This window comes from Polaromonas sp. P1_E1_2 (assembly GCF_056406035.1).
Genome location: NZ_JBFUAZ010000534.1, coordinates 1 through 2,967 on the forward strand (window position 1 = coordinate 1; position 2,967 = coordinate 2,967).

Annotated in this window: 4 protein-coding genes, 1 tRNA gene and 1 pseudogene; 5 read left to right on the forward strand and 1 reads right to left on the reverse strand. The window is 57.9% G+C overall.

Translation table 11 applies throughout. The features are described 5' to 3' along the window. From AC1D1P_RS19395 to AC1D1P_RS19415, 5 genes and pseudogenes are all read left to right on the forward strand, one after another. Positions 1 to 231: pseudogene (locus tag AC1D1P_RS19395) on the forward strand (cytochrome bc complex cytochrome b subunit); the annotation flags it as partial. A 16-nt stretch (positions 232 to 247) separates the two neighbouring features. Then, positions 248 to 1,003 carry a cytochrome c1 gene (locus tag AC1D1P_RS19400; RefSeq protein ID WP_477674099.1) on the forward strand — a complete coding sequence of 252 codons (756 nt, stop codon included), beginning with the start codon at positions 248 to 250 and terminating at the stop codon, positions 1,001 to 1,003. An 85-nt stretch (positions 1,004 to 1,088) separates the two neighbouring features. Further along, positions 1,089 to 1,700, forward strand: coding sequence for a glutathione S-transferase N-terminal domain-containing protein (locus tag AC1D1P_RS19405; protein ID WP_007868077.1), 612 nt, complete (start codon positions 1,089 to 1,091; stop codon positions 1,698 to 1,700). 183 nt (positions 1,701 to 1,883) lie between these two features. Further along, positions 1,884 to 2,435, forward strand: coding sequence for a ClpXP protease specificity-enhancing factor (locus AC1D1P_RS19410; protein WP_477669848.1), 552 nt, complete (start codon positions 1,884 to 1,886; stop codon positions 2,433 to 2,435). An 11-nt stretch (positions 2,436 to 2,446) separates the two neighbouring features. After that, positions 2,447 to 2,522, forward strand: a tRNA-Thr gene (locus tag AC1D1P_RS19415). 124 nt (positions 2,523 to 2,646) lie between these two features. Here AC1D1P_RS19415 and AC1D1P_RS19420 read toward each other — a convergent pair. Beyond that, positions 2,647 to 2,964: a hypothetical protein gene (locus tag AC1D1P_RS19420; protein WP_477649133.1), complete on the reverse strand. Its 318-nt coding sequence runs from the start codon at positions 2,962 to 2,964 to the stop codon at positions 2,647 to 2,649. Positions 2,965 to 2,967 lie beyond the last annotated feature (3 nt).

The following is a 2,967-nucleotide window of genomic DNA, read 5'->3' on the forward strand; positions in this document are numbered from 1 at the left end:
GTCAAGTCCATCCGCTACCGCCCTGACTGGCACAAATACCTCTACGGCATTTTTGTCGTGAATTTCCTGGTACTCGGTTACCTGGGTGTTCAACCGCCATCGGCCATCGGTGAGCGCGTGTCCCAGCTCGGCACCCTGTTCTATTTTGGTTTCTTCCTTTTGATGCCGTGGTGGAGCCGCCTGGGTACGCCTAAAACGCCGCCTGACCGTATTATTTTCCACGGTCACTAAGCAGGAGATAACAACAATGAAAAAACTGATTTTTTCCCTGATCGCGGCCCTCGGCCTGRTTGCCGGTGCACACGCTTCCGAAGGCGGTATTGCCTGGGACAAGGCACCGAACAACACGAATGACCTGGGCTCGCTGCAAAACGGTGCCAAGCTGTTCGTCAATTACTGCCTGAACTGCCACTCCGCTGCTTTCATGCGCTTCAACCGCCTGAAAGACATCGGCCTGACCGAGCAACAAATCAAGGACAACCTGCTGTTCACGACCGAAAAGGTCGGCGACACCATGAAGGCTGCGATTGATCCCAAGCAGGCGAAGGACTGGTTCGGCGGCAATCCGCCCGACCTGACCGTGATTGCACGTTCGCGATCGGGTGCCGGCGGCACGGGTGCCGACTATCTTTACACTTACCTGCGCAGCTACTACCCCGACAACACCAAAGCCACGGGCTGGAACAACCGCGCTTTCCCGAGTGTGGCCATGCCGCATGTGTTGTGGGAACTGCAGGGCACGCGCGAGCCGCAGTACGACTACAAGGAAGAGCACGGCCATAAAGTGGAGATTTTTAAGGGTTGGAAGCAGCTCACCCCCGGCACCATGACGCAGTTGCAGTATGACCAGGCGATGGGCGACCTCGTGGGCTACCTGCAATGGATGGGCGAGCCGGCCCAGAACACCCGTATTCGCGTCGGCGTCTGGGTGCTGATTTTCCTTCTCGGCTTGACCTTTGTTGCCTGGCGCCTGAATGCGGCGTTCTGGAAAGACGTCAAGTAATTTTTCGCCGGGGCTAAGCTCCCGGCACCTTCTGGAGTGGATGCTTTCAATGTATCCACTCCTTTGCATTTAGGAGTTCCGCACCATGATGGTCCTTTATTCAGGCACGACCTGCCCCTTCTCGCACCGCTGCCGTTTTGTGCTGTTTGAAAAGGGCATGGACTTCGAAATTCGCGATGTTGACCTGTACAACAAGCCGGAAGACATCAATGTGATGAACCCATACGGACAGGTACCTATCCTGGTCGAGCGCGACCTGATCCTGTACGAATCGAACATCATCAACGAGTACATCGACGAGCGCTTTCCGCACCCGCAACTCATGCCCGGCGACCCGGTTGACCGCGCGCGCGTTCGCCTCTTCCTGCTGAACTTCGAAAAAGAACTGTTCGTCCACGTCAGCACGCTGGAATCGCGCGCCTCCAAAGGCAACGAAAAGGCGCTTGAAAAAGCCCGTTCGCATATCCGCGACCGCCTGACGCAGCTCGCACCGATCTTCCTGAAAAACAAGTTCATGCTCGGCGATAACTTTTCCATGCTGGACGTGGCGATTGCCCCGCTGCTGTGGCGCCTGGACTACTACGACATTGACCTGTCGAAAAATGCCGCACCGCTGCTCAAGTATGCGGAACGCATCTTTTCGCGCCCCGCCTATATCGAAGCGCTGACGCCTTCCGAAAAGGTCATGCGGAAATAATGGCCCCCACGCTTGCCACTGCGTGTACCTTCGGCTGTGCGCTGCCCCTTGCAAGAAGAAGAGGGGCGCTGCGCCTGCGGCCCGGCGAAGCCGGATCCGCGGCCCTGGCTGGCGAAGAGAGATCTCTCACGGCCGGTGAAGAGGGTGCCCATATGATGGTTCGGGTTTAACTTGGCTGAATTCATGAACGCCCTGGACTCCACGTCAACGCGACCGTATCTGATACGGGCTTTGTACGAGTGGTGCACTGACAACGGCTTCACGCCTTATGTGGCCGTGTCGGTGGACGACACCGTGCAGGTGCCGCGCGAGTACGTCAAGAACAACGAGATCGTGCTCAACATCAGTTTTGACGCGACCTCGTCACTCAAGCTCGGCAACGATTTCATCGAGTTCAAGGCGCGGTTTGCCGGCAGTGCCCGGGAAATCATGGTGCCCATCAGCCACGTGATTGCGATCTATGCCCGCGAAAACGGGCAAGGCATGGCCTTTCCCATGGTTGCGGCTTCCGCCGGTCCGGTTTCCGGCGCTGAGGCGGGCGCCGAAGACCCTCATGGCGCACCTCCGGTGGCTGCCGCGCCGGCTGCGCATCCGCACAATCCGGCGGAAGGCCCGGAAAAGATCATGCAGCTGGTGCCCGAAAGCAGCGCAGATTCGCAAGCCGATGACGGTTCCGAGCCGCCGGATCCGCCCAAGTCGCCGCGCACACGGCCTTCACTGAAACGGGTCAAGTAAAATAGCTTTGTGCCGCTTTAGCTCAGTTGGTAGAGCAACCGCCTTGTAAGCGGTAGGTCGTCAGTTCGATTCCGACAAGCGGCACCATTTTCCCTTTCCTGTTGCCTTCCCCATGCCATATGGGTACCATACGCTACGAAATTGGTAGCAGGCAATGTGATCAACATGCGGGCCACGACGTATTGAGGCTTCTGTGAGCCGGTCTGGACGACTACTTTTTGGCTATTAGTATCTTGAGCCGAATTGATGTAACCTTCCAACCTTTGCCGAGAAGGCGCGCCTGGATCAGGGGGAGCAACTGYCGGATTTTTGCAGCAGCCGCATTGCCATTCACCAGCAGGCACCAGGTTTCACCGTCAATCGGTCCGGCCTGAACGGCGGGCCGCAGGGCTTCAGGAAGCAGCGATTCAATGGCCTTGAGCCTTTCGCCGGACTCCTGAACGAGTTCCGTCAGCCGTGCCAGGGAAGGTGAATTCCCGGCCGCCTGGTAAACGGAAAGCGCCTGGGGAAGGCGCCGGTCAGTGGTCATGAT

Coding starts and splice junctions, on each gene's coding strand:
- AC1D1P_RS19410 (WP_477669848.1), top strand. CDS start 1,884: ATGAACGCCCTGGACTCCACGTCAACGCGACCGTATCTGATACGGGCT.
- AC1D1P_RS19405 (WP_007868077.1), top strand. CDS start 1,089: ATGATGGTCCTTTATTCAGGCACGACCTGCCCCTTCTCGCACCGCTGC.